14 protein-coding genes are annotated in these 19,725 nt (G+C 59.8%); all 14 read left to right on the top strand.

The genetic code is table 11. From position 1 onward, the window contains the following. Positions 1-210 precede the first annotated feature (210 nt). On the top strand, positions 211-3,090 hold the full coding sequence (gene uvrA / locus GT495_RS00660) for an excinuclease ABC subunit UvrA (RefSeq protein ID WP_161161165.1): 2,880 nt from the start codon (positions 211-213) through the stop codon (positions 3,088-3,090). Positions 3,091-3,223: 133 nt separating this feature from the next. Next, complete coding sequence (ybaK, locus tag GT495_RS00655; RefSeq protein ID WP_138375029.1) at positions 3,224-3,724, top strand: Cys-tRNA(Pro) deacylase; 501 nt, start codon at positions 3,224-3,226, stop codon at positions 3,722-3,724. A 3-nt stretch (positions 3,725-3,727) separates the two neighbouring features. Continuing rightward, the gene (locus tag GT495_RS00650) at positions 3,728-6,031 is read left to right on the top strand and encodes a murein biosynthesis integral membrane protein MurJ (RefSeq protein ID WP_240128046.1); all 2,304 of its coding nucleotides are present in this window, start codon (positions 3,728-3,730) and stop codon (positions 6,029-6,031) included. A gap of 6 nt (positions 6,032-6,037) precedes the next feature. Then, positions 6,038-7,978: an excinuclease ABC subunit UvrC gene (gene uvrC / locus GT495_RS00645; RefSeq protein WP_370457544.1), complete on the top strand. Its 1,941-nt coding sequence runs from the start codon at positions 6,038-6,040 to the stop codon at positions 7,976-7,978. A gap of 365 nt (positions 7,979-8,343) precedes the next feature. Further along, positions 8,344-9,957, top strand: coding sequence for an ABC transporter substrate-binding protein (locus GT495_RS00640; protein ID WP_161161163.1), 1,614 nt, complete (start codon positions 8,344-8,346; stop codon positions 9,955-9,957). 155 nt (positions 9,958-10,112) lie between these two features. Further along, the gene (locus GT495_RS00635; RefSeq protein ID WP_152074892.1) at positions 10,113-11,069 is read left to right on the top strand and encodes an ABC transporter permease; all 957 of its coding nucleotides are present in this window, start codon (positions 10,113-10,115) and stop codon (positions 11,067-11,069) included. 3 nt (positions 11,070-11,072) lie between these two features. Further along, on the top strand, positions 11,073-13,088 hold the full coding sequence (locus tag GT495_RS00630) for a dipeptide/oligopeptide/nickel ABC transporter permease/ATP-binding protein (protein ID WP_152074891.1): 2,016 nt from the start codon (positions 11,073-11,075) through the stop codon (positions 13,086-13,088). Further along, positions 13,089-13,916, top strand: a complete 828-nt coding sequence (locus GT495_RS00625) for an ABC transporter ATP-binding protein (protein ID WP_006236159.1) — start codon at positions 13,089-13,091, stop codon at positions 13,914-13,916. It begins immediately after the preceding gene. Between the two features lie 79 nt (positions 13,917-13,995). Next, positions 13,996-14,973, top strand: coding sequence for an alpha/beta fold hydrolase (locus GT495_RS00620; protein ID WP_161161162.1), 978 nt, complete (start codon positions 13,996-13,998; stop codon positions 14,971-14,973). Beyond that, complete coding sequence (locus GT495_RS00615; RefSeq protein WP_161161161.1) at positions 14,966-15,817, top strand: acetylxylan esterase; 852 nt, start codon at positions 14,966-14,968, stop codon at positions 15,815-15,817. The genes GT495_RS00620 and GT495_RS00615 overlap by 8 nt, the downstream gene beginning before the upstream one ends. A gap of 68 nt (positions 15,818-15,885) precedes the next feature. Beyond that, a complete protein-coding gene (locus GT495_RS00610) occupies positions 15,886-16,806 on the top strand; it encodes a dihydrodipicolinate synthase family protein (protein ID WP_161161160.1) in 921 nt (306 codons plus the stop codon). A 170-nt stretch (positions 16,807-16,976) separates the two neighbouring features. Beyond that, a complete protein-coding gene (locus tag GT495_RS00605) occupies positions 16,977-17,942 on the top strand; it encodes an ROK family protein (protein ID WP_161161159.1) in 966 nt (321 codons plus the stop codon). A gap of 71 nt (positions 17,943-18,013) precedes the next feature. After that, entirely contained in the window at positions 18,014-18,700 is a 687-nt protein-coding gene (locus GT495_RS00600; RefSeq protein WP_006236154.1) for an N-acetylmannosamine-6-phosphate 2-epimerase, read from the top strand. Positions 18,701-18,801: 101 nt separating this feature from the next. Then, the gene (gene rapZ / locus GT495_RS00595) at positions 18,802-19,722 is read left to right on the top strand and encodes an RNase adapter RapZ (RefSeq protein WP_161161158.1); all 921 of its coding nucleotides are present in this window, start codon (positions 18,802-18,804) and stop codon (positions 19,720-19,722) included. Positions 19,723-19,725: the final 3 nt, after the last annotated feature.

Below are 19,725 nucleotides of genomic sequence, written 5' to 3'. Positions count from 1 at the left end.
AGCGCCATTGTACCCTCGTTTGCGAGCGGGAGTCATTCATGATGCGTGGTAGGCGATCGACGGTATTCGAACGTACGGACCGAGCGTGCAGTCTGCGGCGTCAGACAACGCAAAAGGTCTGCGAATCTTGTATTGCGAACATCTGTGCGCGTGGAGTGCGCTAAACTCATCGTCAGTGTGATTTGAAGTTGTAGGAGGCAAGGAGCTTCCATGTCTGATTCTTCTATCGTTATTCGCGGCGCGCGCGAGCATAACTTGCGCGATATCGATGTTTCCATTCCGCGTGACCAGCTCGTGGTCATAACCGGTCTTTCCGGATCGGGCAAGAGCTCACTGGCGTTCGATACCATCTATGCCGAGGGCCAGCGCCGTTACGTCGAGAGCCTTTCGAGCTATGCGCGTCAGTTTTTGGGCCAGATGGACAAGCCCGATCTGGACTCGATTGACGGCCTGTCGCCGGCCGTGTCGATCGATCAGAAGACGACGTCCAAAAACCCACGCTCGACGGTGGGCACCGTAACCGAGATTTACGACTATCTACGTCTGCTGTTTGCTCGTGTGGGAACACCGCACTGTCCTGAGTGCGGTCGTCTCATTGAGCGTCAGACGACCGATCAGGTCGCCGATAAGGTGCTGGCGGCGGGAGAGGGCCGCCGCGCGTTTGTGTTGGCGCCGGTGGTTCGTGGACGCAAGGGCGAATATGCCAAGCTGTTTGAGGACCTGCGTGCAGAGGGCTTTAGCCGTGTGCGCGTCGACGGCGAGGTGCGTTCGCTTGACGACCCTATCGACCTGGACAAGAAGTTCAAACACGACATTGAGGTCGTGGTCGACCGTATCGTGATTCGAGAGAACTCCCTGGGTCGCATTGCCGAGTCCGTTGAGCAGGCGACGGCACTGGCGCACGGTAACGTGAACGTGTACATGCTGCCCGACCGCGACGCGCCCGAGGGGACCGAGGGCGAGCTGCTGGAGTATTCGCTGGCACTGGCGTGCCCGGAACATGGACATTCCATTGATGACCTGCAGCCGCGCGATTTCTCGTTCAACGCGCCCTATGGTGCATGTCCCGAGTGCGATGGCCTGGGCTTTAAAAAGACAGTCGATGCCGAGGCGCTGATTGAAGACCCCTCAAAGTCGATTGCCGACGGAGTCTTTGGCAGCCTGTTCGGCAATTCCAACTATTATCCGCAGATTTTTGCTGCGGTCTGCAAACACTTTAAGGTAAGTGCCGATACGCCATGGGAGGATCTGCCCCCGCGGGTTCGCCGTGCGTTTTTGGATGGCATGGGCGACACGAAGATTTCGGTCGACTATCAAAAGCTCGATGGGCGTCGCAGCCAGTGGGACACTAAGTTCTCGGGTGTGCGCAACATCCTGTACGAGCGCTACAGCGAGACGACGAACGAGAACACCAGGGCTCGCTTGGAGAAATACATTCGTGAAGAGCCGTGCTCGAGCTGTCACGGTGCTCGCCTGCGTCCCGAGATGCTTGCCGTCACCGTGGGCGGCAAGTCCATTTACGATGTCTGCTGCCTGTCGTGTCGCGAGTCGCTCGAGTTTTTTGAGGGTCTGGAGCTTACCGAGCGTCAGCAGTTTATCGGCGGGCGCATCGTCAAGGAAATCCTGGAGCGCCTGCGTTTTCTGGTCGATGTCGGACTCGACTATCTGACGCTCGACCGCGCCTCGGCGACGCTTTCCGGCGGTGAGGCCCAGCGTATTCGCCTGGCAACGCAGATCGGCGCCGGCCTCATGGGCGTTCTGTACATTCTGGACGAGCCGTCGATCGGCCTTCACCAACGCGATAACGAGCGCCTGATCAAGACGCTCGAGCGCTTGCGCGATATCGGTAATACCGTTATCGTCGTCGAGCACGACGAAGACACCATTCGCGCTGCCGACTACGTGATCGATATGGGTCCCGGTGCGGGCGTTAACGGGGGACACGTGGTCGCTGCGGGAACGCCTGCCGATATCATGGCGTGCCCCGATTCCATGACGGGCGCTTATTTGACCGGCAAGCGGATGATCCGCGTGCCCGATGAGCGTCGCAAGCCCGGCCGCGGCTGTCTTAAGATCACGGGTGCTCGCGCAAACAACCTCAAAAACGTTACCGCTAAGATTGAGTTCGGCACGCTCACAGTCGTTACCGGTGTTTCGGGATCGGGCAAGAGCTCCCTGGTCACCGATACGATTGCGCCCGCGCTTACGAATGCCATCCATCGTTCGACGCGTCCCGTGGGGCCGTACAAGAAGATTGAGGGCATCGAGTGCATCGATAAGGTAATCGATATCGACCAGTCACCGATCGGTCGCACGCCGCGTTCGAACCCTGCGACCTATATTGGCCTGTGGGATGATCTGCGTGCGCTATTTGCAAGCACGCCGGAGTCGAAGGCGCGCGGCTACTCGCCGGGACGTTTCTCCTTTAACGTAAGCGGCGGTCGCTGCGAGGCGTGCAAGGGCGATGGCCAGATCAAGATCGAGATGCACTTCCTTCCCGATATCTATGTTCCCTGTGAGGTATGTGGCGGCAAGCGATATAACCGCGAGACGCTCGAGGTTGCCTACCGCGGCAAGACAATCTCGGACGTGCTCGACATGAGTGTCACCGAAGCACTGGCTTTCTTTGGGAATATCCCGCAGATTAGGCGCAAGCTGCAGACCCTATATGACGTGGGACTGGGCTACGTGAGCTTGGGCCAGCCCGCTACGACGCTCTCGGGCGGCGAGGCGCAGCGCGTGAAGCTCGCCAAGGAGCTTCATCGTCGTCAGACAGGCAAGACGTTCTACATTCTGGACGAGCCCACAACCGGCCTTCATTTTGAGGATGTTCGCCAGCTGCTCGACGTGTTGCAGCGCCTGGTCGACGCTGGCAACACGGTTCTGGTGATCGAGCACAACCTTGATGTCATCAAGGTTGCCGACCGCCTGATCGATATGGGCCCCGAGGGTGGCAATGGTGGCGGAACCGTCGTAGTGTCAGGCACGCCGGAGCAAGTCGCGGCATGTTCGCAGAGCTACACGGGCAAGTTTTTAGCGCCGCTGCTCAAGCGTGATCGTGAGCGTCAGGCGCAGCTCGACGCGCAGTAAAGAGGCGTTGTGATACCGAAGCGCCACCGATTCCTTCTGATTCGGTGGTGCTTCTGTGTGGCGAGATGGCATATGCGGCGGAATTGGCCCTATACTTAATCCTTGCGTCGCTCTGCGAGGGAAAGGATGTGCCATGGCAAAGGCTGTTAAGACGCCAAAAACCAATGCGATGCGCGAGCTGGAAAGCGCCGGCATCTCCTATGTTCTCCATACGTACGAAGACGATGGCGATGAATCGTCAGGTCTGGGCGTCGCGATTTCCGAGCAGCTTGGCGAGGAGCCCGGTCAGGGATTTAAGACCCTGGTCTGCACGACGCCGTCCAACGACCATGTCGTGTGCTGCATTCCTGTTGCCGACGAGCTCGACCTCAAGGCCGCCGCGCGCGCCGCAGGCGAAAAGTCGCTGACCATGATGCATGTCAAAGATTTACTTGCCGCGACGGGGTATGTCCGCGGCGGTTGCAGCCCGGTCGGTATGAAAAAACGCTTCCGGACGCTGATCGATGAGACATGCGTCCTTTGGGATACCATTTTTATCTCGGGCGGCAAGCGCGGTTATCAGCTTGAGCTTGCTCCCGATGACTTAGTTGCATTTTGCGGGGCGACGGTTGCCCCGATCACGAGAGAGGACTGAGCGATGCCGCAGGAAGAATCAAAGCTCGGAGCTCACTTTGCAAAAGGGTCGGCTCCTCAGGCGCCCGCGCCCGAGGCCGCTTCGTTCGATAACGAGATTCGAAACGTCTGGTCCACTGCCGCTGACCCGGGCGAGACGGCCGTGTACTTGCATGCCGCCGGTGCCGGCACGGCACTTCCCCGTACGGTTCTTTCTTCGGCTCGTCCCGATGAGACAGCTGTCTTTTTGGCCGCCGCTCAATCGAGCGCGAGCGTGATGCCGACCGCCTCCGAGGCTCCTCGGGTGCCGCGTCCCGATGAGACGGCGGTTTTTTTGATGGCAGCCCAGGGAAAGAGCACGCCGCAGAGCGCTCCTGCCGCTCGTTTTGCCAAGCCCGCGGCTCATGGTGATGACGAACCGCTTCTTTCGGATGACGAATGGTCGCCGCTTGGTTCGACCGATCCCGTCGAGGGCGTGGCCATCGACGGTGATGACGACTGGGACCCTCTGTCGTTTTCTGCCCGAACCGTCGCCGCCAAAGAAGTTGACAAGGTGTTTGGCGACCACGCCATATTCGATGATGATGCCGTATCCGGCAACAACATGCCGAACAGCGATGACGCCGCACCTGCCGATGACGCCGTTTTGGTTGACGATCCCTTTTCGATGACCGGCTCCTTTGCCGTCGTGGACGATTTTCTGCCACAAGATGAGATCCATGAGGACTCTCGGGACGACGTAGACGATATGGGTTCGTCGGACTACTCCACGGTTGGTCGTTCTGCTGGCCTCATGACCGTGCTGACCATCGTGTCGCGCGTCACCGGGTTTATCCGCACGTGGGCCATGGCGGCCGCCATCGGCATGTCGCTGCTCTCGTCCTCCTATCAGGTTGCCAACAACCTGCCCAACATGCTCTACGAGCTCGTGATGGGCGGCATGCTCGTTACGGCGTTTTTGCCGGTGTATATGGGTGTGAGGCGTGAGCAGGGCCGCGAGGCATCGAACGAGTATGTCGGCAACCTGCTCGGTATTCTGCTTCTGCTGCTGGGCGGCATCTCGCTGCTGGGCACCGTGTTTGCCCCCGGCTTTATTTGGACGCAGTCGTTCCTTTCGGGCGATGGCGGCAGCATGGACACCGCTGCGTTCATGTTCCGCTTCTTTGCTATCCAAATTCTGTTTTATGGCTTGGGCTCGGTGTTCTCGGGCGTTCTCAACGCACATCGCGACTACTTCTGGTCGACGTTTGCCCCGGTTCTCAACAACGTCATCGTCATCGCCAGCTTTATGGGCTTTGCTCCCGTGTCTGCACAATTTGGCGAGCAGGCCGGTATTATCTTGATCGCAGCCGGTACGACCCTCGGCGTCTTTGTCCAGATGGCCTGCCAGATTCCCGCGCTTGGCAAGCACGGCGTGCATCCTCATATCCATATCGACTTTAAGGACCCCGCGCTGCGGCAGACGATTGCGCTTGGTATCCCGACGCTGCTTGCCACGGTGTGCATGTTTGTCTCGACCTCCATTACCAATGCCGCCGCGCTGGTGGTGCAGCCCGAGACCGGCCCTTCCGTCATCGCATATGCGCGCCTGTGGTACACATTGCCCTATGCGCTGATTGCCGCCTCGCTTTCGACGGCACTCTATACCGAACTCTCTCACGATGCGCAGGAGAAGGACTACGACAGCGTCCGCACGGGCATTTCGCGCGGTGTCGCCCAGATGCTCTTTTTCCTGATTCCGTTTGCGCTGTACCTGATCGTCTTCGCCCGTCCGCTCAACATGATTTACTGCGCCGGCAAGTTCGATGAATCCGGCGTGGCGCTGGTGTCGGAGTTCCTTGTCTATCTGGCACTTTCCCTGCCGCTCTACGGCGTGGTCGTGCTGATGCAGAAGAGCTTCTCGGCCCTGCTCGATATGAAACCGTATAGCCGCTATTGCCTGTACTCCGCTATCGGTCAGGCCGGTTCGGTGCTGCTGTTTGGCGTGGTGCTGGGCTATGGCATGCCTGCTATTGCGCTTTCGTACGTCGTTGACTACGTGGTCTTGGTCGGATGCTCACTGTGGTGGCTGCGCCGTCGTCTGCATGGCCTTCAGGTCAAGTCTATCCTGCACGGCGGCTTCTTCGGCCTCTTGTTCGGTGGCTTGGGCGCTGCCGCGGGTGCCGGCATCATGTGGGCACTTGAGCACTTTGTCGGAGTGCTTGGCGGCTCGATCCTCATTACCCTGGGCTACGTTTGTGTTGCAGGCATCGTCTCGCTCGCTGTAACTTTTGGTCTTGCCTTCGTCTTTAAGATGACCGAGGTCTCGGCGCTGCTTCGTCGCAAGTAGGTGGACGTGGCAGGTCACGACAACATTCCAACACTTGCCGAACAGGTTTCGCGCGTTCCCACGCAACCCGGCTGCTATCTTTGGAAAGATGCCAAGGGTGATGTCATCTATGTGGGCAAGGCAAAAAACTTGCGTGCCCGTATGCGTCAATACGTGACGCTGCAGGACGAGCGTCAAAAGATCCCGCTCATGATGCAGCTGGTGGCGAGCTTTGACTATATCGTGGTGGAGACCGAGCACGAGGCATTGGTGCTCGAGCGCAATCTGATTGGCCAGTACCATCCGTACTTTAATGTCGATCTCAAAGACGATAAAAGCTATCCCTTTATCGCCATTACCAAGAGTGACTTGTTTCCGGCTATTAAATACACGCGAGAGCGTCATAAACCGGGAACGCGCTATTTTGGCCCCTATACCGATAGCCGTGCGGCGCGTGAGACCATCGATACGCTACGCAAGGTTATTCCTATTTGCTCGGCATCCTGTGCGGAATGGCGCCGCTGCCGCCGCATCGTCGAATCTCATAAGGGCGAAGAAGACATCGTCAATTTGATTTGCGCGCAAAACGGGCGTCCCTGCTTTGACTACCATGTCGGGCGCGGGCCGGGCGCATGCGTCGGCGCGATTTCCCCTGCCGACTATGCCAAGAACGTCAAGCGTGTCGAACGTTTCTTGTCGGGCCATCGCAAGGATGTGGTCGACGAGCTTACGTCCGAGATGACGGAGGCAGCCGAGACGCTCGATTTTGAGCGTGCGGCGCGCGTCAAGCGTCGCCTGGAAGTCATCAGGGGCCTGGACGATCGCCAACAGGTCGTTTTTCCATCAAGCGTCGATATCGACGTCATCGGCTTCTATCGCGAAGAGACTATCTCTGCCGCCTGTGTCTTTGTCGTTCGCGAGGGCCGAACGGTTCGAACGTGTGAGTTCATCCTCGATAAAGGCCTGGATGTCGACGAGGAAGAGCTTCAATCGGGCTTTCTTAAGCGCTATTACGACGAGACGGCTGATATTCCGGCCGAGATCAACCTCTCTGTCGAGCTTGAGGATGCCGAAGCGTTGGGGGAGTGGCTTGCGGACAAGCGCGAGCGCTCTTGCCATCTCCACAGGCCGCAGCGCGGCGAAAAGCACCGCCTGCTCGATATGGCTTCCAAAAATGCGCGCCATGCCCTCATGCGCTACATGATGCGCACGGGCTATGCTGACGATCGCACCAATCGGGCGCTCCTGGAGCTCGAAAGTGCGCTGGCGCTGCCTGCGCCGCCGTTGCGCATCGAGTGCTTCGATATCTCGACGTTGCACGGCACCTTTACCGTCGCCTCGATGGTGGTATTTACCAACGGCCGTGCCGACAAGGGCCAGTATCGTCGCTTTAAAATTCAGGCCGAATTGGACGAGGCGAACGACTTCGTATCGATGTCCGAGGTTCTGGGGCGCCGCTATGCTCCCGAGCGCATGGCGGACGAGCGCTTTGGCTCGCGCCCCGATTTGCTCGTTGTCGATGGCGGCAAGCCGCAATTGACCGCCGCAATTAAGCAACTTGAGGCGCTCGGCCTCGATATACCAGTTTGTGGCTTGGCAAAGGCCGATGAGGAGGTTTTCGTGCCGTGGGACGAGACTCCCGTCGTGCTGCCGACCGGCTCCGCTTCGCTTTATCTGATCAAGCAGGTTCGCGATGAATCCCATCGATTTGCGATTACGTTCCACCGCGAGTTGCGCGATAAGGCGATGACGGTTTCGGTGCTTGACGACGTTCCGGGCGTGGGACCCACCAGAAAACGTGCCATTATGCGCCATTTTGGCTCGATGAAGCGTTTGCGTGCGGCAAGCGAGCAGGAGATTGCAGAAGTTCGAGGCGTTCCGGCCGATGTCGCCAAAGCGGTCCACGAGGCACTTGTTGCATGGAATGCCGAGCGCACCCAGACATCCGCCAACCGTTCCGAAAACTAAACGCGCTTCTAAACGACTGATATACATGATGGGCCGATTTTCAAGCATTTATTTCGCGGCGATTGCCTGTTGGTTTCGGGTTTTATTAACGCTAAAACGTTTGACTACGACGAAGGAAAAGCCCTGCTATCCTGCGGATTGACGAAGACTGATATCTCACCTCGCCGGAACATACTGTCTACAGCATCGTTTGTCAACGAATTCGGTGAACGGTAGTAAATACCGTCCAAGCGGATGTATGTAACGGTCGCCGAGCGCGACTCCTCAGTTGGGTTTGTCGGTAGGTAAGGTATATGTCGTCCGCAAGTTGCGCGGGGGTGAGTCTAGGAGCTCCCGGGTAAGATTTTCTATTGTTAGGAGAAGACATGGCCATCATCAACAAGGGTATGTCCAGGCGTTCGTTTCTCGGCCTCACCGGCAGCGTCGCTGCTGTCGCCGGCCTTGGTCTCACTGGCTGCGGTGGCAGCTCTAGTGACAAGGGTTCCGCTTCTGGGTCCACCGATTCCGCCAACCGTGGCGGCGGCGTGATCACCGCTGGTTCCGCTTACGCTCCGTCCAGCTTCGACCCCGCCAGCACCGGCTCCGCCGTGGGCCTGGGCGCTAACTGGCACGTCATCGAGGGCCTCTACGGTATCGATTACCACGATTACAGCACGTTCAACGAGCTCGCCACCGATGACCCCAAGTCCGTGGACGACACCACCTTCGAGGTCACCATCCGCAAGGGCGCCAAGTTCTCCGATGGCACCGAGGTCACCGCTGACGACGTCGTCGCCTCCTACACCGCTTGCGCCGCTTCCGCTACCTATGCTCCGTTCTTCAAGCCCTTCGAGTCCATTGAGGCCAAGGACGCCAGCACCGTGACGGTCAAGACCAAGGTCCCCAATTTCTCCCTGCTCAAGGATCGTTTGGCCATCATCCGCGTTACCCCGGCCGCACAGACCGAGGAGGATCGCGCCAAGCAGCCGATCGGCTCCGGCCCCTGGATGTACGACTCTATCTCCGATACCGAGATCACCCTGGTTCCTAACCCCGAGTACAACGGTAAGTATGCTGCCGAGGACAAGAAGATCCAGTACAGCATCCTGACCGACCCCACCGCTCGCGTTACCGCGCAGCAGGAGGGCTCCACGCTCGTTATGGAGCTCGTCACCGCCGACGCCGTCGACCAGCTCGAGAGCGCTGGTTGCAAGGTTGACAACGTTCAGGGCTTCGGAACTCGATTCGTTATGTTCAACGTCGCCAAGGAGCCTTGGAACAACGTTAAGGTCCGTCAGGCCGTCATGTATGCGCTCGATACCGAGAAGATGATCAACAACACCTTCGCCGGCCTTGCCACGGCTGCCAGCTGCTACCTGCCCAAGAGCTTCACGAACTACCATGAGGCTTCCACGGTCTACAAGACTGACGCCAAGAAGGCCAAGAAGCTCATTGATGAGTCTGGCATCACCCCGGGCGCCATCACCCTGCGTACCACCGACAACGAGCAGATCAAGGGTATGGCCGCCCAGGTCAAGAACGATCTTGACGCCCTCGGCTTCGATGTGACCATCCAGACCGATACTTCGGCTGCTACCTATGCTGCTATCGATGGCGGCGAGGCCTACGACATCCTTCTCGCTCCTGGCGATCCGTCCTGCTTCGGCGCAGATCCCGACCTGCTGCTCAACTGGTGGTACGGCGACAACGTCTGGATGCAGACCCGTTGCCCGTGGAAGGATTCCGCTGAGTGGGAGAAGCTCCACGGTCTCATGGACGAGGCTCTTGCTGCCGAGGGCGATGCACAGCAGAAGAAGTGGAACGAGTGCTTCGACATCATTGCCGACAACGCCGTCCTTTACCCTGTCGTACACGTCAAGACCGTCTCTGCTTCCTGGAACGATCCGTCCACCGCGCCCAACGGCGAGGCCCTCGATGGCTTCAAGGGCATCGGCACGACGAGCATGTCCTTCAGGGGCGTTGCGACCGTCAAGGCCTAAGACTCATTTGAGTTGAGTGTGGGATGTTGGACATAGGGACGCATCCTCATATGTGAGTCAACGACCCGGGCGACTTCGATGTCGCCCGGGTCTTGTAATGAGTATCTATACTCATATACCAGTTGGTCCTACCGACAAAAGAAAGGGGAGAGAACGTGAATAGCTTTCTACGTTTGATTGGAAGGCGCCTCGTGGCACTGCCAATCATGGCATTGGGCGTCACCGTATTGGTGTTCTTCCTTATGTCGTTCTCCAAGACCGACCCCGCCTATACGGCGTTGGGTGACGGTGCCTCGCCCGAGGCGGTTGCCGAGTACCATGAGAAGTATGGTCTGGACGACCCCTGGCCCGTGCGCTATGTGCGTTACATGGGCGATCTGATCCACGGTGACATGGGCACTTATGGTGCTGCCCGCAACTCCGTTGCCAAGCGCATCTCCACGGCCCTGCCCGTCACGATGCAGCTGACCTTCATCGGTCTTGCCATCGGCGCGGTTGTCTCGTTTTTGCTCGGTGTCATCGCGGCGCTATATCGCGATAAATGGCCGGACCAAGTGATCCGCGTCTTTTCCATCGCCGGCTTGGCAACCCCGTCGTTCTGGCTTGCCGTTCTGTTGATTCTGCTGTTCTCTTCCTACCTTAAGGTGCTCCCGGCGTCTGGTGCCCTTCCTCACTTCACTACCAACCCGGCTGGTTATATGGGGCGCATGATCATGCCCGCCATTGCTCTCGCCTTCCCGCTGACGGGCCAGATGACCCGTATCGTGCGTACCGCCATGGTCGAGGAGCTCGACAAGGATTACGTCCGCATGGCCCGTGGCGCCGGCGTTCCCGAGAAGGTCGTCGTCGGCATTAACGTTTTGCGTAACGCGCTGATCACCCCGGTTACCACCCTCGGTCTTAAGATCGGTTACCTTATGGGCGGTGCTGTCGTCATCGAGGTCATCTTCAACCTCCCCGGCATGGGTACTGCGATCCTGCAGGGCGTTCAGGGCAACGAGGCGAACCTGGTTCAGGGCGTCGTCATCGTCGTTGCTCTTGCCTTCATCATCATCAACATCGTGGTTGACATGCTCTACCTGCTCATCAACCCGCGCATCAGGACGGTGTAGATTATGGTAAAGATTCGAGAGAAGCAAACCGAGCAGCTCGAAAAGGCTGCCTCCAAGGGGCTCAAGCTCGGTGGCTGGAAGAAGATGACACTGTCTTCTAAGATTGCCGCCGTCGTGCTGGTGCTGGTCGCCCTGACCGCGATTCTGGCGCCCCTTCTTGCCCCCTATAGCCCGGTCGAGATCTTCACGGCTCGCCAGGCTCCCGGCAACGGATTTATCTTCGGTACCGACGATAAGGGTCGCGACATTCTGTCGCGTATGCTCTACGGTGGTCGTTACTCGCTGATTATCGGCTTTGGCGCCACCGCCATGGCTCTGGTCTGCGGCTCGGTCGTGGGCGCCCTCGCGGCAGTTTCGCGCAAGGCGGTCTCCGAGACGATCATGCGTATCCTGGACATCATCATGTCCATCCCGGGCATCGCCCTCGCGGCCGTCTTCGTCTCCATCCTGGGCAACTCCGTGCCGTCGATCATCTTCGCCATCGGCTTTATGTATACTCCGCAGATTGCCCGTATCGTGCGCGCCAACATCGTGTCCGAGTACGGCGAGGACTATGTCCGCGCGGTCATCGTGTCCGGTGCCAAGGCTCCGTGGATTTTGATCAGGCACGTCCTGCGTAACTGCATCGCCCCGATCATGGTCTTCACCGTTACCCTGGTTGCCGACGCCATCATCTTCGAGGCCTCGCTGACCTTCATCGGTGCTGGTATTCAGGAGCCTACCGCTACCTGGGGCAACATCCTCGCCGACGCTCGCGGCGGCGTGCTTGCCGGCCGTTGGTGGCAGGCACTGTTCCCGGGCCTGGCCATCATGATCACCTGCCTGGCGCTCAACATTCTGTCCGAGGGCATTACCGACGCCATGGCCGCCGCTCCCTCCGCCGCCCTGGATCCGACCGACTCCTCCAAGCGCCGCGAGGCCGACCTGCTGGTCTCCGACCCCGTTCGCGCCTACAAGGAGCAGGCTCAGTCCCTGTCCGCCCGTCTTGGCGCTCTGCGTGATGTCGAACTCAAGCGTAACGACCGCCATGTGCCCGATGAGTCCGTTGAACCGATCCTTTCGGTCCGCGATTTCTGCATCCAGTTTGAGCACCACGGTGACATCAACGTCGTCGATCATGTCAACTTTGATGTCCGTCCTGGCCAGACCATGGGCCTGGTCGGTGAGTCCGGCTGCGGTAAGTCCATCACCACGCTGGCCATCATGGGTCTGACCGACGATGACGAGCATCTTTCCGGTGAGGTGCTCTGGGAGGGCCGCGACCTGCTCAAGATGAGCAAGAAGGAGTGGTTCGGCCTGCGCGGTACCGATATCGCCATGGTCTATCAGGACGCCCTGTCCTCGCTCAACCCCTCCATGCTCATTTCCGCCCAGATGAAGCAGCTCACCAAGCGTGGCGGCACCCGTAGCGCCGAGGAACTCCTGGAGCTCGTGGGCCTCGACCCCAAGCGTACGCTCGAGAGCTATCCGCACGAGCTTTCCGGTGGTCAGCGTCAGCGCGTCCTGATCGCTATGGCCCTTACCCGCGACCCCAAGCTGGTCATCTGCGACGAGCCCACGACCGCTCTGGACGTTACCGTCCAGAAGCAGGTCATCAAGCTGCTTAACGACCTTCAGGCCAAGCTCGGCTTTGCCATGATTTTCGTTTCGCACGACCTGGCACTGGTCGCCGAGGTCGCTCATAACATCACGGTTATGTACGCCGGCCAGGTTATCGAGCAGGCGCCTACCAAAGAGCTGCTCACCAACCCGATTCACGAGTACACCCGCGGCCTTCTGGGTTCCGTCCTGTCCATCGAGAGCGGTTCGGGCCGCCTGCACCAGGTGCCCGGCGCCGTTCCGAGCCCGCGCGATTTCCCCAAGGGCGATCGTTTCGCGCCCCGCTCGAGCCATCCTCGCATTGGCTTGGACACCCGTCCGGTCTTCAAGCGCGTGCCCGGCACCGAGCACTTCTATTCCGAGCTCCCCGACGAGGTGCTCAAGGCAAATGGTTTGACCCCTCACGCGGAGGTGATGTAGATGAGCGAGACCGCAGTCAACGGCGTCGAGCCGATCATCTTCCTTGATGACGTCCACGTCACCTTTAGGACCCGTACCGGTTCGATTCTCCACCCTAACCTGGTTCACGCCGTCCAGGGTGTAACGATTAAGCTCATGCCCGGCCAGACGATCGGCATCGTCGGCGAGTCCGGTTGCGGCAAGTCCACCACCGCCAACGTCATGTGCGGCCTGCAGGCCCCCACGAGCGGCAAGGTCTACTTTAAGGGCAAGGACGTTACCAAACGTACCGCCGAGGACCGTCGCCACATGGGCCGCGTCATCTCGGTCGTGTTCCAGAATCCGGCCACGGCGCTCAACCCCCGCATGGTCGTTCGCGAGCAACTGCTCGACCCCATGCGCGTCCACAACCTGGGTACCGAGGCCGAGCAGGAGAAGCGCGTCAAGGAGCTCTTGGAGCTCACCGGTCTGCCCAGCTCCGCCGCCGAGGTTCTTCCCGGTCAGCTTTCGGGCGGCCAGCGCCAGCGCGTCGCAATCGCCCGTGCCCTGTCGCTGAACCCCGATGCCATCATCGCCGACGAGCCCACCTCGGCTCTGGACGTTTCGGTCCGCGCGCAGATTCTGAACCTGCTGACCGACCTTAAGAAGGAGCTCGGCCTGGCCATGGTGTTCATCAGCCATGACATCCAGACGGTCCGCTATATCTCTGACGACATCATCGTTATGAATGGCGGCAAGATCGTCGAGCAGGGCGAGGCCAAGCAGGTCTTCCAGCACCCTCAGGACCCCTACACCAAGATGCTGCTCGGCGCTGCGCCGTCGCTGCTGCATCCCAAGCTCGGCGAGTAGCCTCGCTTTCCCTCCCGTGCGCCCGGTTCCTTGCCGGGCGCACCTCCGTTGCGATTTCGAAAGGTTGGGTTCACGAGCCATGCCAAGTGCTCAGGAGCTACAACGGCAATTTGGTGAATACCGAGGCACTATGCCCCGTCCATCGGATTTCGATCTCTTTTGGAAGGACCGCATGGCCGAGGCCGACGCCATCGAGCTCGACTACGCGATTGAGGCGGCTCCGGTTGCGGATTCCGCGACCTGTCGGTTTTTCGACCTCTGGTATACCGGCATGTGTGGTGCACACCTGCATGCCAAGTACCTCAAGCCGGTCTCGGAGGAGCCCATGCCGCTGGTGCTTCAGTTCCATGGATATCCGGGTGCGAGCCGCAGCTGGTTTGAGCAGGCGTCGTTTGTGGGTATGGGCATGGCGCTCATCGCGCTCGATTGTCCTGGCCAAGGAGGCCCCTCCGAGGACGTCGGTGGATTTGAGGGCACGACGGTCGCGGGCCATATCGTCGCCGGTATCGACGGCGACCCGGCCAACCTCTACTATGTCCGCCTACATCAGGATATTCGCATTCTGTGCCGTATCGTTCGCGAGCTCGAGGGCATCGATCTTACCCGCGTGTATGTGAACGGCGCATCGCAGGGCGGCGGTTTGGGTATTGCGACCTGCGCGCTCAATAGCGATTTGGTTGACCGCGCGGCCATCCTCTATCCCTTCTTATCGGACTTTCGCCTGGTTTGGGATCTGGACGCCGACGATATTGCCTATGAGGGTCTGCGCTATTGGTCGCGTTGGTTTGACGAGGACTCGACTCGTATCGAGGAGGCCTATGCCAAGCTGGCGTACTTCGATTCCAAGAATTTCGCCCCCATGGTCAAGTGCCCCGTGCTGTTTGGCACGGGCACGGCCGATATCGTCTGTCCGCCGGCAACGCAGTTTGCGGTGTACAACAACCTGTCCTGCGACAAGCGTCATGAGTTCTTTGAGGGCTTTGGCCACGAGGAGATTCAGGATTTTGACGATCTGATCATTCCGTTTTTCTGTGAGGGAGGGGAGGCTCATGTCTAAGTGCGAGAGCAATGTTGACGAGCTGATGGTCCCCGGGCTCGTGGGAATTCCTGGAACGGTTTCGTCAAGGCTCGCAGAATATCGGGACTGGCACGGTGATGTCCAAGCAGATGTTTCTGATTTAGAGACATGCGCTTCGAATCTTGAGATTCAAGGCCTGGCTATTACGGCGATTGATTTTGCCAATCCGTGCGCGCGCTACTCCGAGGTTTCCTTTGAGCTCGGTGACGATGCGGTCCACGCTCGTTTGATTGAGCCTGCTGGTCGTGCCCGAGTATCTGAGCGCGTGCCGCTGTGCCTGATGTTCCACGACATCGATCGGCCTGTGCGCGGCTGGCATCACATGACGAGATTTGCCGCCATGGGGTATGCCGCCCTCGCGCTGGATGACGATGTTGCCGGTGCGGACGACCTGCAGCGGGGGATTGCTTCGCCCTCTTTTGTCGAGCGCGTCCGTTGGGGTTGCGCGATGGCGAAGGTGGCTCGCGATTTTGACGGCATCGACCCAGGCCGCATCTTTGCGTGCGGCGAGGGCCTTGGTGGCGGTGTCGCTTTGGCGGTCTCCGCCTTGGATACGTGTGGCCTTGTCTGCACGGCGGTTGCCAATCCGCTGCCCGGCGGCCTCGAGGTGCTGTCGTCTCGTGTGCGCGGCTCGGTGCTCATGGGCACATCGCTTATGGATGCCATGAGCGATCCCAAGGGCCAGTTTGCCGTATTCAACGGTCTTGAGTGTGACCGAAGGCATATCATCTATGCCAAATACGCTCACGAGCGTATCAATGCGTTCGAAAACGAAGTCGTCGACTTCTTTAACCAAACGTTTTATCCGTGTTCTTTGGCCTAGACGGCCTGGACACTGCCAACAAGAGTGGGCGGCATAGGGCCGCCCGCCAGACAGCTAAGGAGATTCTTGTGGCAACTCAGAAATTCACCGGCGTTATCCCTCCCGTCGTTGTTCCCGATACCGAAGACCACCAGCTCGATGTCGCCTCCTTTGAGCGCAGCATCAACCGCATGATCGATGCCGGCGTCGATGGCCTGTTCTTCCTGGGCTCCTCGGGCGAGGTCGTCTTCTCCACCGACGAGCGTCGCCGTCAGATCATCGCCGAGGCGGTGCGCATCGTCGACCACCGCGTTCCCGTTCTGGTCGGCATCATCGACACCGAGACCGAGCGCATGATCGAGCACGGTAAGGTCGCTCAGGAGTTGGGCGCCGATGCGCTTGTCGCCACCTGCCCGTTCTATGCCCTGCAGGGCATGACCGAGGTCGAGGAGCACTTCCGCATCCTTCGTGAGGAGCTCGACCTGCCCATCTTTGCCTACGACATCCCCGTGTGCGTCCACACCAAGCTTCCCTGGAAGCTCCTTGCCAAGCTCGGCGCCGAGGGCGTCCTTGCTGGCGTCAAAGATTCCTCGGGTGATGACATCTCGTTCCGCTACCTCGTTCAGGAGAACGAGAAGAACGGTCACCCGATGAGCATCCTCACCGGTCACGAGGTCGTCGTCGATGGTGCTTACCTCGGCGGCGCCGATGGCTCCGTCCCGGGCCTCGCTAACGTTGAGCCCGAGGGCTACGTGCGTCAGTGGAAGGCCGCTCAGGCCGGCGACTGGGCTACCGTCAAGGCCGAGCAGGATCGCCTCAACGAGATTTCGCACATCTGGGATGTTACCTCGGGCGTCCAGGGTTATGCCGGTGGTGTCGGCGCCTTTAAGACCGCTATGAACCTCATGGGCATCTTCGACAGCCCGACCATGCCGCGCCCGGTGAAGGCCATGACCGGCGAGAACGTCGAGGCGATTAGGAAGGTCCTCCAGGACAACGGTCTCCTGTAAAGCTTTCCCAGGCACCCGATCTTGGGGCTCAAGTGGTGGGGCGTGACCCATTAGGTCAACGCCCGACCACTTTCACCCCAACCTCGGGCACCTGGGAAACCTTTATCAACCTGTGGCAATAATTCTGCCCTTATTTCCTGTAGTTGTTTTTATCTCCGAAGGAGAGCGACATGGAGAACAAGTACGTCTGCTCTGTCGATATCGGCGGAACTAAGATTGCGACCGCCATCATGGAGTACCCGGCTGACGGCAGCGTGCCCCATCCCATTTTTGAGGCCGAGGTTCCTACCGAGGCCCAGGAGGGCGGCGAGGCCGTCTTCCAGCGTATCGAGGCGTCCATCAAAGCCGCTCTTGAGGCGAATCCCGATGTCGAGGTCCTCGGTGTCGGTATCGGTGCCGCAGGCGTCGTCGATCCCAAGACGGGCGCCATCGCGTATGCCAACGAGATCATGCCCGGCTGGTCCGGCGTTCAGTTAGGGCCGCGCCTGCGCGAGGACCTCGGTCTTCCCGTTGCCGTGGTGGGCGATGTGCAGGCTCATGCGCTGGGCGAGGCCCACTGGGGCGTCGGCAAGGGCAAGTTCTCCGTCTTGTGCCTGGGCATCGGTACGGGCATCGGCGGCGCATATGTCGAGAACGGCCGCGTGATGCAGGGTTTCCATGGTGCCGCCGGCCATATGGGCCACATCGAGTGCTCGGCTGCCGCCGGCATCCCCTGCGCCTGCGGACGTTCCGGTCATCTTGAGTCGGTTGCTTCGGGCACTTCCATTGGTCGTATGTACGATGAGCGCTTTGGCCGTGTCGACCCCAGCCGTCCTTCGGTCGGTCGCGATGTGAACGACCTGTGCCGTGCGGGCGACGCAAAGGCGACCGAGGTCATCCACGATGCCGGCTTTGCTCTGGGTGCCAGCTTAGGCTCGCTCGCCAACATTCTGGATCCCGAGGTCATCGTGCTTTCGGGGGGTGTGATTCACCAGGGTCCCGATTGGCGCTCACAGACGTGGAAGGATTCGGTGCACGAGGGCTACGCCAGCCAGGCGCTCGACCCGCTTCAGGACACGCCGATCCTCATTGGTTCTCTGGAGGGCGACGCTCCGCTCATCGGTGCCGCCGAGCATCTTCTTACTTCGTTGAAGTAAATATAACCACCAAGTGCGCCTTCTGAGGTGTAATGCCTCAGAAGGCTGTTTTGAGAAAGGTTGAGTCGAACATGACCGTCGATCCTTTGATTCAATCCCTGAAGGGCAAGCTCGTCGTGAGCGTTCAGGCATATATGGGTGAGCCGCTTCGTACGCCCGAGACCATGGCTCAAATGTCTCGTGCTTGCGAGTTGGGCGGCGCCGCCGCCATTCGCTGCCAGGGCCTTGCCGACATTGCCGCCATTAAGGGTCGCTGTGAGGTTCCCGTCATCGGTCTGTGGAAGGATGGCCACGAGGGCGTTTATATCACGCCGACGCTGCGTCACGCTCGCGCCTGCGTTGCGGCGGGTGCCGATATCGTGGCGATCGACGCCACCGATCGTCCGCGCCCCGATGGCAAGTCGGTCGAGGATACCTTCCGCCCGCTACACGAGGAGGGTGTGCTCCTGATGGCGGATTGTGCCACCATCGAGGACATTCGCCGTGCGGTTGATATGGGTTTCGACCTGGTATCCACCACGCTTTCTCATGGTGTTGCCGCTATCGATTGCACCATGGCCGACGGTCCCGATCTGCCGCTCCTGCGCCAGGCGACCGAGGAGTTTCCCGGCCTTCCCATCATCTGCGAGGGCCGCGTGCATACGCCCGAGGAGGCTCGTGCCGCGATTGATGCAGGCGCCTGGGCCGTTGTCGTCGGCACCGCCATTACGCACCCCACGAGTATTACGAGTTGGTTCAAAGCCGCGCTTGAGGCGTAAGACGGACCTCGTATCCGCTCGGGGCGGTATACTCAATAAAGGCAATTGACCGCGCGGGATCCGGGTTGCTGGGTCCCGCGCTTGTTTTTGGGAGGCAGCACATGCAAAAGGGAGATGCCATGGATGCGGCGGAGCGCTCGGAGCGCATCCCCGATATCGTCATCATCACCGGGATGTCCGGATCGGGCCGCACACAGGCCATGCATGTGTTCGAGGACATGGGCTACTTTTGCATCGACAACTTGCCCCCGCGTCTCATCGCCCAGCTTGCCGAGCTCGTCGGCATCAATACGGGCGTGGGCAGGCATCTTGCCGTCACCTGCGACCTGCGCAGCCAGGGCTTGTTCGATGAGCTGCTCGATGCGGTCGCCGCGCTCGAAGAGCGCGAGATGAGCTGCGACATCGTGTTCCTGGAGGCCTCTGACGAGGTGCTGATTCGTCGCTACAGCGAAAATCGCCGCCGCCATCCCATTGCCAAGCCGGGGGAGACGACGGCCGATGCCATTCAACGTGAACGTCTGCAGCTACAGGGCGTGCGCGACCGAGCCGATATGATTATCGACACGAGCCGTCTGCGCACCTCTGCCCTGCACAACAAGCTGCGTATGGCGTTCTCCGAGTTGTCCGACCAGCAGCTCATGGACGTCCACGTGTTCTCGTTTGGCTTTAAACACGGCATGCCCGTCGAGGCGGACATTATGATCGACGTCCGCTTCCTGCCCAATCCGTTCTACGATCCCGAGATGCGCACGATGACCGGTCTCGATAAGAAAGTCTCCGACTTTGTTCTGGACCATCCCAAGACCCAGGAGTTCTGGAAGGCCTGGACGCAGCTACTCGATACGGTCATGCCCGGCTATATCGCGGAGGGCAAGCCGCAGCTTTCCATTGCCATCGGTTGCACGGGCGGCCAGCACCGCAGCGTTGCCATTGCCGAGGCCACGGCACGTTATCTGGAAGGCGCCCAGTATCACGTGAGCATTTCCCATCGCGACCTGTCGCGCGCCAACACGAAAGCATAGGCC

The sequence above is a fragment of the Collinsella sp. BIOML-A6 genome (genome assembly GCF_009875845.1).
GTDB lineage: Bacteria > Actinomycetota > Coriobacteriia > Coriobacteriales > Coriobacteriaceae > Collinsella > Collinsella aerofaciens_H.
The sequence above is the reverse complement of the archived record's forward strand: the minus strand, read 5'-3'. Positions and strand labels throughout refer to the sequence as shown.